Annotated in this window: 16 protein-coding genes; 12 read left to right on the forward strand and 4 right to left on the reverse strand. The window is 69.8% G+C overall.

The features are described from left to right. Positions 1–279: 279 nt before the first annotated feature. Genes ACVFYP_RS25550 through ACVFYP_RS25590 form a run of 9 tightly spaced genes read left to right on the forward strand, consistent with a single transcriptional unit; the run spans position 280 to position 8,857 of the window. Complete coding sequence (locus ACVFYP_RS25550; protein ID WP_499203003.1) at positions 280–1,410, forward strand: ABC transporter ATP-binding protein; 1,131 nt, start codon at positions 280–282, stop codon at positions 1,408–1,410. Further along, positions 1,403–2,314: a carbohydrate ABC transporter permease gene (locus tag ACVFYP_RS25555; protein ID WP_499203004.1), complete on the forward strand. Its 912-nt coding sequence runs from the start codon at positions 1,403–1,405 to the stop codon at positions 2,312–2,314. Before ACVFYP_RS25550 ends, ACVFYP_RS25555 begins: the two co-directional genes overlap by 8 nt. Positions 2,315–2,321: 7 nt before the next feature. Beyond that, entirely contained in the window at positions 2,322–3,146 is an 825-nt protein-coding gene (locus tag ACVFYP_RS25560) for a carbohydrate ABC transporter permease (protein ID WP_499203005.1), read from the forward strand. 25 nt (positions 3,147–3,171) lie between these two features. Further along, positions 3,172–4,446 carry an ABC transporter substrate-binding protein gene (locus ACVFYP_RS25565; RefSeq protein ID WP_499203006.1) on the forward strand — a complete coding sequence of 425 codons (1,275 nt, stop codon included), beginning with the start codon at positions 3,172–3,174 and terminating at the stop codon, positions 4,444–4,446. Between the two features lie 15 nt (positions 4,447–4,461). Continuing rightward, complete coding sequence (locus ACVFYP_RS25570) at positions 4,462–5,292, forward strand: metallophosphoesterase family protein (protein ID WP_499203007.1); 831 nt, start codon at positions 4,462–4,464, stop codon at positions 5,290–5,292. A 16-nt stretch (positions 5,293–5,308) separates the two neighbouring features. Continuing rightward, positions 5,309–6,316 carry an extracellular solute-binding protein gene (locus ACVFYP_RS25575; protein WP_499203008.1) on the forward strand — a complete coding sequence of 336 codons (1,008 nt, stop codon included), beginning with the start codon at positions 5,309–5,311 and terminating at the stop codon, positions 6,314–6,316. Next, the gene (locus ACVFYP_RS25580) at positions 6,316–7,107 is read left to right on the forward strand and encodes an ABC transporter permease (protein WP_499203009.1); all 792 of its coding nucleotides are present in this window, start codon (positions 6,316–6,318) and stop codon (positions 7,105–7,107) included. Before ACVFYP_RS25575 ends, ACVFYP_RS25580 begins: the two co-directional genes overlap by 1 nt. Next, complete coding sequence (locus ACVFYP_RS25585; protein WP_499203010.1) at positions 7,104–7,901, forward strand: ABC transporter permease; 798 nt, start codon at positions 7,104–7,106, stop codon at positions 7,899–7,901. The genes ACVFYP_RS25580 and ACVFYP_RS25585 overlap by 4 nt, the downstream gene beginning before the upstream one ends. After that, positions 7,898–8,857, forward strand: coding sequence for an ABC transporter ATP-binding protein (locus tag ACVFYP_RS25590; protein ID WP_499203011.1), 960 nt, complete (start codon positions 7,898–7,900; stop codon positions 8,855–8,857). Before ACVFYP_RS25585 ends, ACVFYP_RS25590 begins: the two co-directional genes overlap by 4 nt. 17 nt (positions 8,858–8,874) lie before the next feature. Here ACVFYP_RS25590 and ACVFYP_RS25595 read toward each other — a convergent pair whose 3' ends face one another. Further along, the gene (locus ACVFYP_RS25595; RefSeq protein ID WP_499203012.1) at positions 8,875–9,300 is read right to left on the reverse strand and encodes an organic hydroperoxide resistance protein; all 426 of its coding nucleotides are present in this window, start codon (positions 9,298–9,300) and stop codon (positions 8,875–8,877) included. A 101-nt stretch (positions 9,301–9,401) separates the two neighbouring features. Here ACVFYP_RS25595 and ACVFYP_RS25600 point away from each other — a divergent pair, with 101 nt between their 5' ends. Then, the gene (locus tag ACVFYP_RS25600) at positions 9,402–9,881 is read left to right on the forward strand and encodes a MarR family winged helix-turn-helix transcriptional regulator (RefSeq protein ID WP_499203013.1); all 480 of its coding nucleotides are present in this window, start codon (positions 9,402–9,404) and stop codon (positions 9,879–9,881) included. Here ACVFYP_RS25600 and ACVFYP_RS25605 read toward each other — a convergent pair. Beyond that, positions 9,859–10,719 carry an isocitrate lyase/PEP mutase family protein gene (locus tag ACVFYP_RS25605; RefSeq protein ID WP_499203014.1) on the reverse strand — a complete coding sequence of 287 codons (861 nt, stop codon included), beginning with the start codon at positions 10,717–10,719 and terminating at the stop codon, positions 9,859–9,861. The two genes, ACVFYP_RS25600 and ACVFYP_RS25605, sit on opposite strands and share 23 nt — an antisense overlap. Before the next feature lie 140 nt (positions 10,720–10,859). Further along, positions 10,860–12,410, reverse strand: coding sequence for a Do family serine endopeptidase (locus tag ACVFYP_RS25610; RefSeq protein WP_499203015.1), 1,551 nt, complete (start codon positions 12,408–12,410; stop codon positions 10,860–10,862). Between the two features lie 175 nt (positions 12,411–12,585). Here ACVFYP_RS25610 and ACVFYP_RS25615 point away from each other — a divergent pair, with 175 nt between their 5' ends. Further along, positions 12,586–13,257 (forward strand): winged helix-turn-helix domain-containing protein, encoded by a 672-nt coding sequence (locus ACVFYP_RS25615; protein WP_499203016.1) that lies wholly within the window; start codon positions 12,586–12,588, stop codon positions 13,255–13,257. Beyond that, a complete protein-coding gene (locus ACVFYP_RS25620) occupies positions 13,250–14,587 on the forward strand; it encodes a sensor histidine kinase (protein WP_499203236.1) in 1,338 nt (445 codons plus the stop codon). The genes ACVFYP_RS25615 and ACVFYP_RS25620 overlap by 8 nt, the downstream gene beginning before the upstream one ends. Here ACVFYP_RS25620 and ACVFYP_RS25625 read toward each other — a convergent pair. Next, on the reverse strand, positions 14,570–15,472 hold the full coding sequence (locus ACVFYP_RS25625; RefSeq protein WP_499203017.1) for a LysR substrate-binding domain-containing protein: 903 nt from the start codon (positions 15,470–15,472) through the stop codon (positions 14,570–14,572). The genes ACVFYP_RS25620 and ACVFYP_RS25625 overlap by 18 nt on opposite strands. Positions 15,473–15,499 lie beyond the last annotated feature (27 nt).

Raw genomic sequence — 15,499 nt, forward strand, 5'->3', positions numbered from 1 at the left:
AGTCGCACGCCACCAAACATAAAAGCCGCCTCGGAGCACAGCTCCGCAGGCGGCTTTCGCGCGTCTCAACGTGCCAAAGCCACCGAAGGGCCGGAACGCCAACCCTTTATCCTGCGACGCAGGATCGGAAATCGCCCTGGCCTCTCAGACACATAAGCTTCACGCCAACGCCATGCCACTGAAATAGCTTGCCTCTACCCCTCCGGCGCGTTGTGCGGGGGCATCTGCCCAGAGGCGATTCATCCTCCGAACGGCGCATGCGGAGGATAAAGAGGCAGCATGGCGGGTATCGTCATTGAGGGCGTGCGAAAGCAGTTCGGCGATTTCGCGGCGCTGCGCGGCGTGTCGCTTTCCGTGGCGCCGGGCGAATTCGTCGCCCTGGTCGGGCCCTCAGGCTGCGGCAAGACGACGCTGATGCGCATCGTGGCCGGCATCGAGCGTCAGGATGTGGGCCGCATCAGCATTGGTGGGCGCGATGTGGGCGGGCTGCGCGCGGCGGATCGCGACGTGGCCATGGTGTTCCAATCCTATGCGCTCTACCCGCATCTGACGGTGGCGCAGAACATCGCGGTGCCGCTGACCATGCGGCGGCTGTCCACCATGCAGCGCATGCCACTGCTGGGCCGCTTCTGGCCGGGTTCGCGCGCCAGGCGGGCCGCCATCGCTATGGATGCGGCGCAGGCGGCGCAGGCGCTCGGCCTGCGAGAGATGCTGGATCGTCGCCCGGCGCAGCTTTCGGGCGGTCAGCGGCAGCGCGTGGCGCTGGCGCGCGCCATTGTCCGCAGCCCGAAGGCCTTCCTGATGGATGAGCCTCTGTCCAATCTCGATGCCGCGCTGCGGGTGCAGACGCGGCGGGAGATTGTGGACATCCATCGCCGCGTCGGCGCGACCACGCTCTACGTGACGCATGATCAGTCCGAAGCGCTGACCATGGCGGATCGCGTCGCCGTCATGCAGGCCGGCGAGATCCTGCAAGTGGATACGCCGACGCGCATCTACACCGATCCTGCGGATCTGCGCGTCGCCACTTTCATCGGCTCACCGCGCATCAACACGCTGGCGGCGGACATACAGGCCGATGGCAGGGTGCTGGTGGCGGACGCGCCCATGGGCCTGCGCGCCTCCGGCGCCCCGGGTGCCGCCACGCTGGCGCTGCGGCCGGAGGATGTGCGGATCGCCGCCGATGGCGCGCTGCCGGCCATCGCCGAGCATATGGAATTCCTGGGCGAGAGCACGCTGCTGCACGCCCGCCATGCCACCCTCGGCACGCCGATCACGCTGCGGCTGGCGCCGGGTGCCAGGGTTCCGGAAGGGGTCTTTCGGGTGGGTTTCGCGGCGGCGGGTGCGTTGGTTTTCGGCGCCGATGGCAAGCGCCGCGGCGTGCGGATTCGGGAAGCCGCGCATGTCTGAGGCGGTGGCGCTGGCACGCCCGCGGTCCGGCGCCCATGGCGAAGGATTCGTGGGCTGGATGCTCTGCCTGCCCGCGGCACTGTCCTACCTGCTGCTGTTGCTACTGCCGACGCTCGCCGCCGTGCTGCTGGCCTTCACGGATTATGAGCTCGGCGCGCCGGGGCTGAACTGGATCGGCCTCGGTAATTTTCTCGAATTGCTGGGCGACCAGGGCTTCCGCATCTCGCTGCGCAACACGCTGGTCTATGTCGGCCTGGTCGCGCCGGCCTCGATTCTCGGGGCGCTGGTGCTGGCCTTGCTGATCGAGGCGGCGACGCGTGGGCGTGCGCTGTTCCGCGCGGTGTTCTTCCTGCCGGTGGTCTCGCTGCCCGTCGCGATGGCGACCGCCTGGCAGTACCTGCTGCACCCGACCATCGGCCCGTTGAACGCGGCCCTCGCACAACTCGGCATCGCCGGTCCGGCCTGGCTGACGTCTTCGGATACCGTGCTGATCTCGCTCGCCTTCATCGGAGTCTGGGAGGCGATCGGCTTCAACCTCGTGCTCTTCCTGGCCGGCCTCACCGCCATCCCGCGCGAACTGTACCAGGCGGCGGAGGTGGATGGCGTGCCATTGGCCTGGGAACGTTTTCGCCTGGTGACCTGGCCGTTGCTGGGGCCGACCACGCTGTTCGTCGTGACCATCACCATGATCCGCGCGGTGCGCACCTTCGACAGCGTCGCGGTGCTGACCCAGGGTGGCCCGAACCGCGCCTCGGAGGTGCTGCTCTACACCATGTACACCGAGGGCTTCACCTTCTTCCGCCTCGGCTATTCCGCAGCAATCACGCTGATCTTCCTGGTTATCGTGCTGGCGCTGATGCTGTTGCAGACCAAGGTGCTGGACAAGCGGGTGCATTATGGCTGAGCCGCGCATGCGCCATTGGCCCGAGGCCCTGCGCCTGGCCTTCCTGCTGGCTCTCGGGCTGCTGTTCCTGATGCCCTATATCTGGATGATTTCGGCCTCCCTGAAGCCGCTGGACGAGATCTTCCGCGCCTCGCTGGAGCTGTGGCCGGAGGGTGGCGGCACGCTGCGGAACTATGCGCGCGTGCTGAATCAGGTGCCGGTACTGCAATATCTGTGGAACGGCGTCGTCGTCTGTGCGGGCATCCTGTTCTTCCAACTGCTCTTCGCCGTGCCTGCGGGCTATGCCATCGCCAAGCTGCATTTCCCGGGGCGGGATTTGCTGTTCGGCGCGGTCATGCTCGGGCTGCTGGTGCCCTATCACGTGCCGGCACTGCCGCTGTATGTCGGCTTCAGCGCCCTCGGCATGCTGAACACCTATGCGGCGCTGATCACGCCTTCCATCATCTCGGTCTTCGCGATCTTCCTGTTCCGGCAGTTCTTCAAATCGCTGCCCGATGAGCTGATCCACGCGGCGCGCATCGATGGCATGGGTGAGCTGTCCATCGTCTGGCGGGTAATCCTGCCCAATGCCATGCCCGCCGCCACGGCCTTCGCCATCTTCTCCGTCGTCGCGCATTGGAACGACCTGTTCTGGCCGCTGATCGTGGTGAGCGGCGCGGATCGGGCCACGCCCGCGCTCGGCGTGCTGACCTTCCGGTCGGAGGAGGCGGGCGACGATTTCGGCGCCTTGATGGCGGCTTCCGTGATCATGACCGCGCCGCTTGTCCTCGCTTTCCTGCTGGCGCAGCGGCGCTTCGTGGAAGGCATCGCGACCACCGGCCTCAAGGGCTGAAGCCTCTACTGACCAGGAGACCGCCATGTCCATCCGCATGACCCGCCGCGCCGCCTTGGCGCTGCCTGCCGCGCTTGCCCTGCCCAGCATCGCGCGCGCGCAGCAGCCGGTGGAGATCACCGTGCATTATGCGCAGCCCTTCATCTTCAAGCCGTCCTACGACGCGATCACCGAGGCCTTCGCCCGCGTCGAGCCGAATATCCGCATCACCTACGTCACCTCTCCCAGCTATCCGGAGGGCACGCAGCTTCTGCTGCGCCAGGCGGCGACGAACCAGCTGCCGGACCTGTCCTTCCAGGGCCTGAACCTGCTGCGCGTTTTTGCGGAGCGCGGCATCGCGCAGGACCTGATGCCCTTCGTGACGCGGGACGGCGCGCCGGCGGCGCAGGGCTACACCGATGGGCTTCTCAGCCTCGGCCGCTTCAACAACTACCAGGCCGGCCTGCCCTATGCGGCCTCCACCGCCATCACCTTTCTGAACGCGGATCTGGCGCGCCGCGCCGGCTTCGATCCGGACAACCTTCCGACCGACTGGGACGGTCATATCCGCCTCGCGGCTGCGGTGAAGGCGCGCGCCGGCGGCGCCGATGGCATCTGGTTCGCCTGGAGCGAATGGATGTTCCAGACCCTGGTGCTGGCCCATGGCGGCAGCATGATGACGCCGGACGAGAGCGACATCGCCTTCGACGGCGCCGAGGGCCTGGCGACGCTGCGCCTGCATGACCGCTATGTGCGGGAGACGCAGATGCCCGCGCTGAACGCCAATACCGCCTCCCAGGCCTTCGCGGCGGGTCGCCTCGGCGCCTTTTACTGGACCACGGCGGTGGTGCGGAACACCATCCAGAGCGTCGGCCAGAGCTTCGACTTCCGCACGCTGCCGCTGCCCGTCGTCGCTGGCGTGCCGAATGGTACGCTGGCCACTGGTGGCGCTGCCGGCATGCTGACGGCGCGCGATCCGGCCAAGCGTGAGGCGGCGTGGAAATTCCTGCGCTTCGCCACCGGCCCGGAAGGTCAGGCGCTGATGGTGATGAACAGCGGCTACGTGCCCTGCAACCAGATCGCCATCGACGATCCGCGCTGGCTCGGCGCCTTCTATCGCGAGAACCCGCTGTTCCAGGCTGCGGTGGCGCAGATGGCCCGCCAGGCGCCATGGTTCGCCTTCCCCGGCTCCAACGGCGTCCGCATCACCCAGGCCATGAACAACAACATCGCCCGCGTCATCGAAAGCAAGGCGACCCCCGAAGTCGCGCTGGCCGATATGGCGAGTGAAGTGCGCCGCCTGCTGCCGCGCCGCAGCTGACAGGACCCCACGCATATGACCCGCCGCGTCATCCAGATCAGCGACATCCATCTGTCGCCCGTCCATACCGAGTTCCAGGCGAATTTCGACACCCTCCGCGCCTGGCTTGCGGCCAATCCGCCGGACCTCATCATCTGCACTGGCGACATCGCGCTCGATGGCGCCGATGACGCGGCGGATCTGCGCCATGCCGCCGAACAGCTCGCCAGCCTGCCCGCGCGCTGCCTGATGATCCCGGGGAATCACGACGTCGGCGATTACGCCGCGCTCGGGGGCCGGCAGCCCGTCGATGCCACGCGGCTGGCGCGCTGGCGCGATGTGGTGGGCGCCGACCACTTCGTGGAGGATCTGCCCGCCTGGCGGCTGATCGGCCTCAACACGCAGTCCATGGGCAGCGGCTTGCCGGAGGAAGCCGCGCAATCCACTGCGCTGGCGGAGGCGGTTGCCAGCGCCGAGGGTCGCGCCATCGGCCTCTTCCTGCACAAGCCGCTCTGCCAGCAGCGACTGGACGACACGGCCGTGAATTACTGGCCTGTGTTGCAGCCGGCGCGTGGCGCGCTGGTCGCCGCCTTCGGCGCCACGCCGCCGCGCTTCGTGGCCTCCGGCCATATCCACCAGTGGCGCGACCATGCGCCGGAGGGGCTGCGCCAGATCTGGGCGCCGCCGGTCTCTTTCGTCGTCGGCGGCGAGGAAAGCCAACCCAGCATCGGCAGCAAGCTGCTCGGCGTGGTGGAGCATCTTCTGCATCCGGACGGCACGCATGACAGCCGGCTTGTCACCATCGATGGCCTGGCGCTGCTCGACCTTGGCAAGTTTCCGCATCTCTATCCCCGACCCGCGTCCTGAACCCGGAGAGAAGCCCATGAACCGCCGCGACATCCTGCTGGCCGGCCTCGCCGCTGGCCTTCCCTTGGGCTCCGCCGCCGCCCAGGCGGCGCGCGCCACCTGCTACAACTGCCCGCCGGAATGGGCCGATTGGGGCGGCATGCTGCGCCTGTTGCAAAGCCGCATCGGCGTGACCGTGCCGCCGGACAACAAGAATTCCGGCCAGTCGCTGGCGGCGATGATCGCCGAACGCGCCCGCCCGGTGGCCGATGTGGTCTATCTCGGCGGTCAGGTCGGCCCGCAGGCGCGGGAGGCCGGGGTGCTGGCGCCCTACGAGCCGGAACGCTTCGACCGCATCCCGGCCGGGCTGAAGGATGAGGAAGGCCACTGGTTCACCATCCATTCCGGCACGCTCGGCCTGTTCGTGAACACCCAGGCGCTGGGCAACCGGCCGGTGCCGGAAAGCTGGGCCGACCTGCTGAAGCCGATCTATCGCGGCATGGTCGGCTATCTGGACCCGACCTCGGCCGCGGTTGGCCAGGTAGGCGTCGTTGCCGTGAACCTGGCGCTGGGCGGCACCTATGAGAACTTCGACCCGGCGATGACCTTCTTCCGCCGCCTGCGTGACAACCAGCCGATCGTGCCGAAGCAGACCGCCTATGCGCGCGTGCTGTCGGGCGAGATTCCGATCCTGCTCGACTACGACTTCAACGCCTATCGCGCGCAATACGCCGATGGCGCGCCGACGCGCTTCGTCATCCCGGCGGAGGGCACGCAGGTGCTGCCCTATGTCATGGGCCTGGTGGCGAATGGGCCGAACCCCGAATCCGGCAAGCGCATGCTGGATTTCGTGCTGTCCGATGAGGGCCAGCGCCATTGGGCCGGCGCCTATCTGCGCCCGGTTTTCCCGGAACTGATGACGGAGGCCGCGCAGGCCCGCTTCCTGCCGGCGGCCGACTATGCCCGCGCCACGCCGCTGGATGTCCGCCGCCTGTCGGCCGCCGTGCGCAGCCTGGCCGAGCGTTACCAGCGCGAGGTCGGCTGATGCCGGACCGCCTGCGCGCCGCGCTGCTGCTTGCGCCCGCGCTGGTGGTCTTCCTCGCCTTCTTCCTGGTGCCGCTCGGCCAATTGGCCGTGGCCGGCGGCGCCGGGGGCTACAGCACCATCCTGACGGAGCCGCGCTATCTGCGCAGCCTCGCCTCCACCCTGCTGGTGGCGGTGGGCACCACGGTGATCACGCTGGCCATCGCCACGGCGGTGGGTCTGTTCCTGGCGCGCCGGCGCTTTCCCGGGCGCGGCACGCTGCTGGCGCTGCTGACCCTGCCACTGGCCTTCCCAGGCGTGGTTGTGGGCTACCTGGTCATCATGCTGGCGGGGCGGCAGGGGCTGGTGGCCAATATCTCGCTGGCGCTTGGCGGGGATCGCATTGTCTTCGCCTATTCGCTGGCCGGGCTGCTGCTCGGCTATGTGTATTTCTCCATCCCCCGCACGCTGCTGACGGTGATGGCGGCGGCGGAAAAGCTGGACCCGCGGTTGGAGGAGGCGGCGCGTTCGCTCGGCGCTTCGCCACTTGCCGTGCTGCGCGACGTGCTGCTGCCGGGGCTGGCGCCGGCGCTGACGGCGGCGGGGGCGATCTGCTTCGCGACGGCGACGGGCGCCTTCGGCACGGCCTTCGCGCTGGCGTCGCGCATCGATGTGCTGCCGATGGTGATCTATACGGAATTCACCTTGCAGGCGAACCTCGCCGTGGCGGCGGCTTTGTCCTTCCTGCTTGGCATCGCCACGTGGGCGGTGCTGGCGCTGGCACGCGGCGCCAGCGGGGGCGCGGCGGCATGAGGAGGGGCATCGGCTTCTGGACGGGTCTCGGCTTCACGCTGCTGATCTCGGCCTTCCTGATCCTGCCTGTGCTGGCCTCCGTCATCGCCGGCGTCACCACCAATCAGTTCGTCGGCCTGTCCAGCGGCTTCACCACGCGCTGGCTGCTGGAGGTCTGGGCGAATTACGGCGGCACCGTGCTGCTGTCGCTGCGCATCGCGCTGGCGACGCTGGTCTTGACACTGCTGCTGGGCATTCCCGCCGCCTATGTGCTGGCGCGCCATGCCGGCGTCGCGGCGCGGCTGGTGGAGGAGGCGCTGGTGATGCCGGTGGCGGTGCCCGGCCTCGCCACGGCGCTCGGGCTGATCCTGGCCTATGGCGCGGTTGGTGATCTCCGCGCTTCCTGGCTGTTCATCCTGGTGGGCCATGTCGTGTTCTGCCTGCCCTTCATGCTGCGCTCCGTCCTCGCCGTGCTGCTGGCGCTGGATCTGAAGGGGCTGGAGGAGGCGGCACGCGCCTGCGGTGCCAATTGGCCGCAGCGCTTTCTGGGCGTGGTGCTGCCCAATGCCCGCGGCGGCATTCTGGCCGGCAGCCTGATGGTCGTCACCCTGTCGCTCGGCGAGTTCAACATGACGCTGCTTCTGCACACGCCCTTCACCCGCACGCTGCCGGTGGGCCTCGCCGATGCCTATACCGCGCTGCGGACCGAAATGGCCTCCGCCTATACCCTGATCTTCTTCGTGCTGATCGTGCCGTTGCTGAGCGCCATGCAATGGGCCGCGAACCGCGCCGACCGCCCGGGCAGCATGCGATGAGCGTCGCCATCCGGCTCGAAGCCTGCGGCAAGACCTGGCCCGGCGGCACCGTCGCGCTGCATCCGCTGAACCTCGACATCGCGGCCGGCGAGACGCTGGTGCTGCTCGGCCCCTCCGGCTGCGGCAAGACCACGCTGCTGCGGCTGATCGCGGGGCTGGAGAGCCCGGATGCCGGTGGCCGTGTGATGTTCGATGGCGAGGACGTCACGCGCCTGCCGATCGAGCGGCGCCATGTCGGCATGGTCTTCCAGTCCTATGCGCTGTTCCCGAACATGGATGTGGCGACCAACATCGGCTACGGCCTGCGCGTGCGCGGCGTGGCCCGCGCCGAGGCGCGCCGCCGCGTGGATGAGATGTTGGCGATGATGCGTCTGACAGAGCTTGGCGGGCGGCGGATCGAGGCCTTGTCCGGAGGCCAGCGCCAGCGCGTGGCGCTGGCCCGCGCCATCGCGCCGCGGCCGCGCGTGCTGCTTTTGGATGAGCCGCTCTCGGCCCTGGATGCGCGGCTGCGCGAACAGCTTCGCCTGGAGATCGACGGACTGCTGCGCGGGCTCGGCATCACCGCGATCTATGTCACGCATGACCAGGCGGAGGCGATGGCGCTGGGCGATCGCATCTGCGCAATGGATCGTGGCCGCATCGCGCAGATCGGCACCGGGCGCGACCTGTATCACAGCCCCGCGAATGACTTCGTCGCCGGCTTCGTGGGCGACACCAATCGCCTGCCGACGCCGGAGGGTGAACGCCTGGTGCGGCCTGAACAGTTGACGCTGCACCCGCGCGATGACGGCGCCTTCACCGTGCTGCGCGCGACCTTCCTCGGCCCCTTCGTGCGGGTGCTGCTGCGCGACGCGCAGGGCCATGAGGTGCGGGCGGATCTGCGCGACGAGGAGATTCCGGCACCCGGCACGCGCGTCGAGATCCGTCTGCGGAACACGGCGCGGTCGGTCGTCTGACCGACCGCGCCACGCCGTCAGGCGATGGTCAGGCCGACATCGACATTGCCGCGCGTTGCGTTGGAATAGGGGCACACCTGGTGCGCCTTGTGGACCAGCGCTTCCGCCTGGTCGCGGGCGATGCCGGGCAGGGTCACGGTGAGGTCGGCGGTGATGCCGAAGCCGCCTTCGCTGCGCGGGCCGATGCCGACCTTGGCGGTAACGGTCGCCTGGTCCGGCACCCGCACCTTCTCCTGCCCTGCGACGAACTTCAGCGCGCCCAGGAAGCAGGCGGCGTAGCCGGCGGCGAAGAGCTGTTCGGGGTTGTTGCCCTCCCCGCCCGCGCCGCCCAGTTCCTTCGGCGTGGTCAGCTTCACGTCCAGCGCCCCATCGGCGGTGCGGGCGCGGCCATCGCGGCCGCCCTGGGCGGTGGCTTCGGTGCGGTATTTCACATCGACGGACATCGGGATCTCCTTCGGCGGGCGCCGCCCGCTGTTGTTGGTGAGCTATTTAATAGTGCACAATTTAATGGAACGCAATGGGGAAATCGCACTACAATGCCGCCATGACCCAGCCCGCCGCCTGCCTCCGCCTGGAGCAAAATCTGTGCTTCGCCGTCTACGCCGCGAACCACGCCTTCACCGCCGCCTACAAGCCGCTGCTGGAGCCGTTGGGCCTGACCTATCCGCAGTATCTGGTGCTGCTGGTGCTGTGGGAGGTGGAGGCACCCACCGTGAAGGCGCTCGGCCAGCGCCTGCATCTGGATTCCGGCACGCTGACGCCGCTGTTGAAGCGCATGGAATCGGCGGGGCTGGTGCAGCGTCGCCGCGATGCCGAGGATGAGCGCCAGGTGCGGATCGTCCTGACGCCAAGGGGCCGCGCGCTGGAAGCCGAGGCCATCGCGGTGCAGTCCCAGCTTTTCTGCGCGCTTCAGGCCCCCGGGGCGGAGTTGGAGGAACTTCGCGCGCGGCTCGCCACCCTGACCCGCAACCTCCGCCAGTCGCAGGCTGTCGAGGGCGCCGTCAGCCGCCCAGAAAATCCTTGATGGCGGCGTCATAGCCGGCATCCCGCTGCCAGCGCGCCGTTGCCGTCTTGTCCGGCAGCCCCGCCAGGTCCTTCGGCGCCGTCCCGTCCCGCAGCGCCTTCAGCGTCGCATGCACCGCCTGCATCGCCGCCGGGAAGGTGGCGTGGCCTTGCAGCGCCACCCGCGCGCCGTGTTCGGCCAGGGTCGCGGCGCCGCCAATGCCGGCCTTGGCGCTGCCGACCAGGATCGGCAGGCCGGTCGCTGACCGCAGGGCATCGAGCTGGGCGAGCTCGGTCAGGCCGGTGACGAAAATGCCGTCCGCCCCGGCCCCGGCATAGGCCTTGGCACGCGCCACCGCATCCTCCGTCCCCGTGATCGACAAAGCGGAGGTACGGGCGATGATGACCAGCGAAGGATCGATCCGCGCCGCCAACGCCGCGCGGATCTTGCCGAGGCCCTCTTCCGGCGACAGCAGCGCCGGCTTGTCGGGGCCATAGGGGCGCGGCAGCAGCGTGTCCTCGATGGTCAAGGCGGCGACGCCGGCCGTCTCCAGCTCCTCCACCGTCCGCATCACGGACAGCGCATTACCATAGCCGTGGTCGGCGTCGACCAGCAGCGGCGGGGCGCCGGCGCGGGTGATGCGGCGGATGAGGTCGGCGAATTCCGTTAGCGTCAGGATGATATGGTCCGGTGCGCCGAGCACGGCCAGCGAGGCGACGGAGCCGCCGAGGATGGCGGTCTCGAAGCCCAGATCGGCGGCGATGCGGCCGGAAATCGCGTCGAAGACACTGGCCGGATGCACACAACCTGTGCCTTCCAGCACCGCCCGGAAGGCCTTTCGCCGTTCTGTCGCCGTCATCGCGCAAATTCCCCCGGATCGTTTCCGGGGGGAAGGTTAGCGCGCCGCCGGGTGGCTGACAGCCCACCCGACGGCGCCTTTCCACCCGGCCGCGCCATGGGGGGGGCACGCGCGAGCCAGGTGGTAAGGATGCCGGCGAGTTACCCCTCGCCGGCCAGCGGCAGGGCGACGAAGGCGCCGCCACCCTCCCGCGACAATTGCAGCGCGATCGCCGGGCGCCCCTCGCGCCGGGCGGTGGCCACCGCCTCCGCCACGTCGCGTGGGTTGCGGACCTCGCGGCCACCGGCGCGGATGATAATGTCGCCAGCCCGCACGCCGCGGCTTTCGGCGACGCTGCCGGGGTCGACACCCGCCACCTGCACACCTGCCGCCGGCTCAGCCTGGGCTTGGCCCTGCGGCTGACCCTTGCGGGTGCCGGGCGCCAGCTGGGTCGGCGCCGGGGCAAGCCGCAGGCCCAGCGTGCCGGGCCGCGCCGCCGCATCCGGCCGCGCCTCCGCCTGCTGCTGCGCCGGGGGCTCGCGCTGGCCCAGCGTCACCGCCTGTTCCACCCTCTGCCCATCCCGCAGCACGGCCAGGGTTGCGCGGCTGTCGGGTGCCATCTCGGCCACCGCCAGGGCCAAGTCGCGCGGGGTTGCCACGTCCCGCCCTTCCAGCCCGATCACCACATCGCCGGGGCGAAGGCCGGCGCGGGCGGCGGGGCTGTTCGGCTCGACATTCGCCACCAGGGCGCCACGCGGATTGGGCAGGCGCAGCGCCTGGGCCATTTCCTCATTGATCGGCTGCATCGCCACCCCGAGCCAACCGCGGGAGACGCTGCCATCGCGCTTCAGATCCTCGATCACATGCCGCGCCATGCGCGCCGGCACGGCGAAGCCGATGCCGACATTGCCGCCGCCGCCGGGGGCGTAGATGGCGGTGTTGATGCCGACCACCTCGCCATTGCCGTTGAACAGCGGGCCACCGGAATTGCCCGGATTGATCGGGGCATCGGTCTGGATGAAGTCGTCATAGGGCCCCGCGCCGATCTGCCGCCCGCGGGCGGAGACGATGCCAGCGGTCACCGACCCGCCGAGGCCGAAGGGATTGCCCATGGCCACCACCCAGTCGCCCACGCGCAGCGTGTCGCTGTCACCCCAGGTCAGGGTCGCCAGCGGCCCACCGGCCTCCACCTTCAGCAGCGCCAGGTCGGTCTGCTGGTCGCGGCCGACCACGCGGGCCGGCAATTCGCGGCCATCGGCCAGTTCCACCCGCACCTGCGTGGTATCGCCCACCACATGGTTGTTGGTGACGATGAAGCCCTCCGCATCGATCACGAAGCCGCTGCCCTGACCCGTGCGGGCGCGGCCCTGAGGCGCACCCGGGCGAGGCACGCCACGGCGGAAGAAGGGCTCCATCGGGGAACCGCGCAGCTCCGGCGGCACCTCGGCCTGGGCCGCGGCTGGCGCCTCCCCGGTCACGGTCACGCGCACCACGGCGGGGGCGACGCGGGCGGCGAGGTCACCGAAACCTGCGGGGCCGGCCTGGCGCGGCAAGGTGATGGCCGCGCCTGGCTGGGCCGGCACCGTCTCCGCCTGGCCGGAGAAGGGCAGGGTGGTCAGTGCGGTGGTACCCAAAGCGAGCGCCAGCAGCCCGGCTGCGAAAAGCTTGCGCACCGGCTTGCGTGAGGTGGTGGTCTCGGCGGAGTTGCTCATGTGGTGGCGTCCTCTCTAGTCAAACCGCGTGATTCAGACTTTTCGGTGAGGCCACCTCAAGTCATCACGCTCTAGCGGCATGCCATCCGGGATGGCCCAATGCGGCATCTGGGGCGCCCGCCTCACCGCCGCTTCGCGGCCAGTCTACGAATTCGTAAGGTTGAGGAGGTCCTGCTTGCGCATCCTGCTGGTCGAGGACGATGCCGGCACGGCGGCGGAGGTGGCGCGGGGCCTGACCGGGGCCGGGCATCTGGTGAACCATGTGGCGGACGGCAAGGCCGGCCTCATGGAGGCAATCGGCGGCGGCTATGACGTGCTGGTGGTGGACCGGATGCTGCCGGGGCTGGATGGCCTCGGCCTGATCCGCGCCCTGCGCGCCGCCGGGGTGGCGACCCCCGCCTTGATGCTGACCGCCCGTGCCGGCCTCGGCGACCGGGTGGAGGGCCTGGATTCCGGCGCCGACGACTATCTCGCCAAGCCTTTCGCCTTTTCCGAATTATTGGCGCGGGTGCATGCGCTGGGCCGCCGCCCGGCCCTGCATGCAGAGCCCAGCGTGCTGCGGCTGGCGGATCTGGAAATGGACCTGCTGCGCCGCAGCGTTACCCGCGCCGGCCAGCGCATCGACCTGCAACCCCGCGAATTCCGCCTGCTGGAGGTGCTGCTGCGCCAGGCCGGGCGGGTGGTGACGCGGAACATGCTGCTGGAACAGGTCTGGGAGATCCATTTCGACCCGCGCACCAGCGTGGTGGAGACGCATATCAGCCGGCTGCGCGCCAAGCTGGGCGAGCCCAGCCTGATCCACACGCTGCGCGGCAGCGGCTATGTGGCGCGTGCCCCCGATGCGTGAGGAGGCACCGGCGCGCTGGTGGGCGACCACCGGCTTCCGCATCACCCTGCTGCATCTGGCGCTGACCCTGGCGGGCACCGCGCTGCTGGCCGGCATCGGCTTCTTCACCGCCTCCCGCTTCGCGACCCAGCAGATCCAGGCCGAGATCGAGCGCGATGTCGGCGTGCTGCTGAATGCCGGGCGGCTGGGTGGCGTGCCCTCCATCGCCCTGTCGATCGAGGCGCGGATCGCCGCCGATCGCAGCGGCACGCAGTATTTTCTGCTGACGGGGTCGGAGGGTGGGCGCATCGCCGGCAATCTGGCGGAGGCGCCGCTGCGGCCCGGCTGGGCGACCATGGCGCTGGATGCGGCGCAGGCGGAAAGCGCGCTGCTTGCCTACGGCACGCCGCTCAGCGGCGGGCATTTCCTGCTGGTCGGCCGCGACCTCGGACCGGTGCAGGCGCTGGAGGCACAGTTGCTGGCCAGCGCCGGCTGGGTCGGCGGCGCGGCGCTGCTGCTGGCACTGGGCGGCGGGCTGGTGGTGGGGCGCAGCGTGGTGCGCCGCGCCGCGCAGATGGAACGCGCCCTGGCGGAGGTGGAGGCCGGGCGGTTGGACACCCGCCTCGTCGCCCGCCCCGGCGGCGATGAATTCGACCGGCTGGCGCGGCGGGTGAATGCGACGCTGGACCGCCTCCAAGGCACCATGGCGGCGCTGCGTCAGGTGACGGACGACATCGCCCATGACCTGCGTACGCCCCTGACCCGGCTGCGCGGCCGCCTTGAATCCCTGGCCGAGGCGACGCCGGAGGCCGAGGAGGCGGTGGCGGAATGCGACCGCATCCTGGATATTTTCGCGGCCCTGCTGCGCATCGCCCAGGTGGAAAGCGGCGCCCGCCGCGCCGCCTTCGCCGAGGTGAACCTCAGCCAGGTGATGGAGACGGTGGCGGAGCTTTACGGCAGCGCCGCCGCCGAGCGTGGCCAGACCCTGGCCACCGATCTCGCGCCTGACGTGACCTTTCGGGGGGATCGGGAATTGCTGACGCAGATGCTGGCCAATCTTGTGGAGAACGCGATCCGCCATGGGCGGGAGGGTGGCCGGGTGTCGCTGGCGCTGCGGCCGGGGCCGGAGATCACCGTGGCGGATGACGGGCCGGGCATTCCAGCGGCCGACAAGCCCCTGGTCTTCCGCCGCTTCCATCGTCTGGACCACGCGCGCGCCACGCCGGGGGCCGGGCTCGGCCTGGCGCTGGTGGCGGCGGTGGCGGAATTGCACGGGCTGGCGGTGACGCTGGAAGATGCGGAGGCCGGCCCGATGCCAGGGCTGCGCGTGCGGCTAAACGCGGCCGGCTGACACCATCGCGGCGTTCAGCCATTCGCAAAAGGCCTGCACGGTGGACCGACGGGCGGCCATTTCGGTCATCACCAAGTGATAGCCGGTGCCGTCATCCAGTTCCTGTTGGAAAGGTCGCACCAGGCGCCCCCCCGCCAGCGCATCCGCCACCAGCACGCGCCAGGCGACCGCGATGCCCTGTCCAGCCTCGGCCGCGGCCAGGGTCAGGGCGGTTTCGTCGAAGCGGGGGCCGGCCGTCGCCAAGGCCGGGTCCAGACCGGCGGCGATCGCCCAATCCCGCCAATGCGGCCTTTCGGCGTAATGCAGCAGGGTGGCGCGGGGCAGGGCCTCCGACGGAGGCAGGTTTTCCGGCAGGTAGCCGGGGGCGCAGACCGGAAAAAGCACCTCCTTCGTCAAAGGCTTCACCACATGGCCGGGCCAGTCACCGTCCCCGGCACGGATCGCCACATCCACATCGGCGCCGTGCAGCTGCGCGAAATAGCGATGCGTCTCCAGCCGCAGGGCGATCCAGGGATGGGCGCGGGCGAAATCGGCGATGCGCGGGGCCAGCACCCGCATGGCGAAGGTGCGGGCGGCATTGACCACCAGGGTGGTGCGGCTGCGCGGCTGGCCGATGCGGAACAGCCCGGCCTCCAACTGCTCCAGCCCCCGCCGCACGTAATCCGCCAGCAGGTCCCCGGCTTCGGTGAGTTTCAGCCCGCGCGGGCCGCGCTTGAACAGGGTTTCGGCCAACTGGCCTTCCAGCGACTTGATCTGCCGGCTGATCGCGCCCTGGGTCACGCCCAGCTCCTCCGCCGCGCGGGCCATGTTGAGGTGGCGCGCGGCGGCGTCGAAGGCGCGCAGCGCCTGGAGGGGGAGGGCGGATACGCCTTGAGGCAGGCTCATGGCGGAACACCTTAAACACGCGCTACC

It is taken from the genome of Roseomonas sp. F4, from assembly GCF_053891155.1.